This is a genomic window from Novipirellula sp. (assembly GCF_041583735.1).
GTDB lineage: Bacteria > Planctomycetota > Planctomycetia > Pirellulales > Pirellulaceae > Novipirellula.
Genome location: NZ_JBFHFD010000771.1, coordinates 1 through 3746 on the forward strand (window position 1 = coordinate 1; position 3746 = coordinate 3746).

The window sequence follows — 3746 nt, forward strand, 5'->3', positions numbered from 1 at the left end:
ACGCGTATCTGCGTTTCTCGCCGAACGAGGCATCGATATCACCAAAGCTTTTCCAGACGGCGAGTAGATAAGCGATTTTACTAGACGGCGGACGGGGTCGGGTCGACCTTTTACTTGAACGCGTCCCCGGTTTTCGCACTTCGTTGCTTGAATCCACCACTCGATGACGCAATGCTAAAATCTGAAACGCAAGCTGAGAATCGGGTGTAGAGGAAGTGGCCAGAAGTTCGCGGCGACACCCTGAACTTCGTATTGTCCAGGCCCACGTCCTCGAAAAATGCAATAGTTGAAATTGCGGGGTAACAAGGTCGTCCAACGATGCAACCCCACGCGTTTTCGCATCGGACTCGGTGCAACCGCCACGGCAGCGACAAACAGATTCAATCGCTTGCATCCGACTCTTCGGCTCGGCTAGAATCGATTCCGAGAATCCATCGATGTTCGATTAGAAACTTCGCGGCCCAACGCGGGCACGCTGGGCCGCGTGAGCTTTCGCCTGCAAGAAGCCAGATCGATGGCAATTCCTGATCCAACCGGATCCAACCGAAAGTCACACTGCACGACTTGAACTTTGAAAACGAAGAGTCGCATGAAACTCTCTCTCCGAACATTACTTGGAATTGTCGCCGGGACCGCCTTAGTAATGGCGTTCTGGACACGTTTCGGAGAATACATGCTCGCGTTAGCGATCCTCATTCTACTCATGGTTGTCTCAGCCTCATTCCTTTGCCCCAAGCACAACTACCTAAAAACGTCTCGCCGAAGAGCGACATTCGCGATCGCCGCAATTGTCTTGTTTGTCGCGTCGCTAGGACCTGCCGCTTTGGTTTACACCACATACGACCCCGATCTTTACGAAGCGCCGAAGGCGAAGCGTGCACTGCTGTTAGTTTACTCGCCTGTTGGCCGCTGCATGGCGTTCCCCGGCGGTCCGCTACGCGACGGCTATCTGATGTATCTGCGTTGGTGGATGCCTCAGCGAATCGCGGTCAAGGACATTGGATGGGGAGTTAAGATCGAGACGAAACACCAACATGTGTACATCGGCATCCATTGAGATTCAACAACGACGTAATCGCCATACAACTGCTGTCGTCGTACGAGAACGAGTTCAAAGAACTTCAAGCGAACGACGTTCGCGTTTCCCAGTCGGCGGCTGAAGGAACCGATGGACGATCCTTGCCATGCACCAGGCCGGCTCGAATTCAATCGTGCTCGGTGCCTTGTTTCTCAGCGTAAATTACTTGACACACGCAGATGCAACTGAGACATTATGTCTTTAGCAATTCTTTACTCCTGCATGGTGACTTAGTGTGAGAATCGCACGCTGTTTTTACATCGCTTCGATGTGCTTATTTCTGGCAACCTCGATCTCGGTCGCAGAATCTCCGAACGAGAACGCAAGTGCGAGTCAACGAGATGCTTGGAGCGCGTACTACGCAGCCCAGTTGCCGCAATACAAGTTTTACCTGGCCGATCGTCCTGACCAGCCACTTGAGCTGCCCGACGCAACGCTCCGGTGGAGCAATCCACTTCGACCGGGAACCCACGGAGACATGTTTGTTTGGTCACACCAAGGCCGTGGTGTGTTGGTCGGCTCGCTGTTCTCATACTACCATGCCAAGAACGTACGACGTGTTGCCCATCAGTTCCAATCGTTGACCACAGACACGATTGTGTGCCAATACTCCGGCGGCAGCGACTTTCGCATTGAAGGCCCAGGACTCAAATTCACGCCGATTCAGGATGCCCCCACGCCCGCTGATAACCGTGTGGTCCGGCTGACTCAGATGCGTATGCTAGCGCGGTCCTTCAAGGCTTCGTGCATGAACAAAGGTGTTTATCAACCGCTTCGCGGTCTCCCCCAACCGGTCTATCGCTTCGAGGGCGAGGCAATCGAGGATGATGGCGCGATCTTTGCCTACGTGATGGGAACCGACCCCGAGTTGCTGTTGGTCATTTCGGTGCATCAAACGCCCGACGGTCCGCAATGGCAATACGCCGCTGCTCGGTTCGCATCCGAACCGTTACAGCTGACTCGCAACGGAGAAACCGTTTGGGACTTCGATGACACCTCCAAGCAACTCGGTTACCTCAGCCAACATGGAATCGATTTGCAGCCTGACATGCCCATGGTAAAAAAGCCCACAGAATAGGTCTGCCGTAGTGTCGCTAGCGACATTTCCAGGCGTTCGCGGTGCCGCATTCGCGTGTTTCCGCTTGTCACGTTCGATTTTGAGATAAAAATCAAAAATTCAAACCAACTCGTCCGTTTCGTTGCTGGTTTGATCCTCGCGAGCGTCGCCACGTCGGCATTACTAATCGTTCGCAGCTACAACTACAGCGATCACTTGACCTACAGTGACGTGGAATTGTCTACCGACGAGGGACTCTTCTCGATCATGATTCCGTTAGCGCGTCTTGCTCCAGGCCACAAAGCTTCCAATAACTGGCAAACCTACACGCGGCATCGAATCAATGAATGGACGTCTGACAGATGGGTGACCGCTGGCGGCGGTACCAAGTTTAGGGCGCGAGAGTACTTCGCGATGCTCGGTGATAGCGGCAACGACGATACGATCAGTACTCGAATCTTCATGGGTTTCGGGTACGTGTTTGTCGATTCCTCCTGGACATCTGCCTCTCGCCCCGGCCCTTTATTGTGGATCGTTGTACCGATATGGGCGGTCGCTGCGATCAGCACAGCAGCCATTGGTACGTCACTATGCATGCGTGCAAGATTTGGGATTCGTTCACTGTTGCTGTTTACCGCGATTGCGGCCGTCATGCTGTTGCTGCCAACCTTGCAGACATCGAAGTAAACCAGAAGCTAAGAATCAGGTCGGCGACTGTGAACGAGGACCAGGACACAGCACATTGTGTGTGCTTCGCCAAGACAGAACACGATCGCGGCCAAGGGGCAAAGCCTGTAACTCCAGCGATGCCACGCCGATTTGGCTAGCCCATCCTTCGGTTGCGGATGAGGTCTAGGTTCATCCCAGCCACATCGGAATTTGAGCCGCAGGAATTCGCGACCGAGGGCCTGCTAGAGAAAGAACGTTGCCTATCTCAAACTGCAAATGGCCAATTGAACGCTGACAGCTCGCAGAGCTAAGCGACATTGCGGCAGCGACCGCAGAAGAAAAAAACAGGGTGAGTGAGGGGATTCGAACCCCCGACATTTGGAACCACAATCCAACGCTCTAACCAACTGAGCTACACCCACCGTCTGTCGTTGAACGGGAATTTACTTTCCCGTCGCTTTACCGTCAACGGCTGATACTAAAGGGAATCGTGTTTCCTAAAGATGGTTCGCTCCAAAAACCCGAAACAAGCGGTTTATGCGGATTAGGTGATCTTTCTGGAAGTGTCAATCGATTTGGCAATTGGCGGAAAACCCAATCATTGGCCACCAGCGAAGTGATTAAAAGCGGCTGACGAAAAAAATTCGCCATTCCCGTTACACAAACACGAGGATCGAGTCAATTAAATCCTAACCCGACGCGTAAGCGAGGGACCGAGTCATGATCGAGGTCCCCTTGCTTACGCTTTGGGTTGTGAAAAACGCGCAACTTCGAAACGAACGCGTCGGTTCATGGTTTCCTTGAACACGGCAAGTGAGCAGCTGTTATTTGACGCCTCCAAGTTGGGCGCCCTCGAATTTGGCTTTCTGGGATCTGATTTTGCAGAGCGGAGCGGGAGGATGGGGCATGCAGGGGCTGCCATTCTGGAATTGACACATTCAT

Annotated in this window: 3 protein-coding genes and 1 tRNA gene; 3 read left to right on the top strand and 1 reads right to left on the bottom strand. The window is 53.2% G+C overall.

The window, feature by feature from the left end; translation table 11 throughout:
- The first annotated feature begins 589 nt into the window (after positions 1-589).
- The 3 genes from ABX962_RS32455 to ABX962_RS32465 all read left to right on the top strand — a co-directional run bounded on the left by ABX962_RS32455 (position 590) and on the right by ABX962_RS32465 (position 2822).
- Positions 590-1057 (top strand): hypothetical protein, encoded by a 468-nt coding sequence (locus tag ABX962_RS32455; protein ID WP_372725841.1) that lies wholly within the window; start codon positions 590-592, stop codon positions 1055-1057.
- Positions 1058-1346: 289 nt separating this feature from the next.
- Entirely contained in the window at positions 1347-2156 is an 810-nt protein-coding gene (locus ABX962_RS32460; protein WP_372725842.1) for a hypothetical protein, read from the top strand.
- A 129-nt stretch (positions 2157-2285) separates the two neighbouring features.
- Positions 2286-2822, top strand: coding sequence for a hypothetical protein (locus ABX962_RS32465; protein ID WP_372725843.1), 537 nt, complete (start codon positions 2286-2288; stop codon positions 2820-2822).
- A 330-nt stretch (positions 2823-3152) separates the two neighbouring features.
- On the opposite strand, the gene ABX962_RS32470 is transcribed toward ABX962_RS32465, so the two are convergent.
- A tRNA-His gene (locus ABX962_RS32470) sits at positions 3153-3226 on the bottom strand.
- Between the last annotated feature and the right edge of the window lie 520 nt (positions 3227-3746).

Bases quoted from the DNA above. Each gene is read 5' to 3' on its own strand.
- ABX962_RS32455 (WP_372725841.1), top strand. From the start codon at position 590: ATGAAACTCTCTCTCCGAACATTACTTGGAATTGTCGCCGGGACCGCC.
- ABX962_RS32460 (WP_372725842.1), top strand. From the start codon at position 1,347: ATGTGCTTATTTCTGGCAACCTCGATCTCGGTCGCAGAATCTCCGAAC.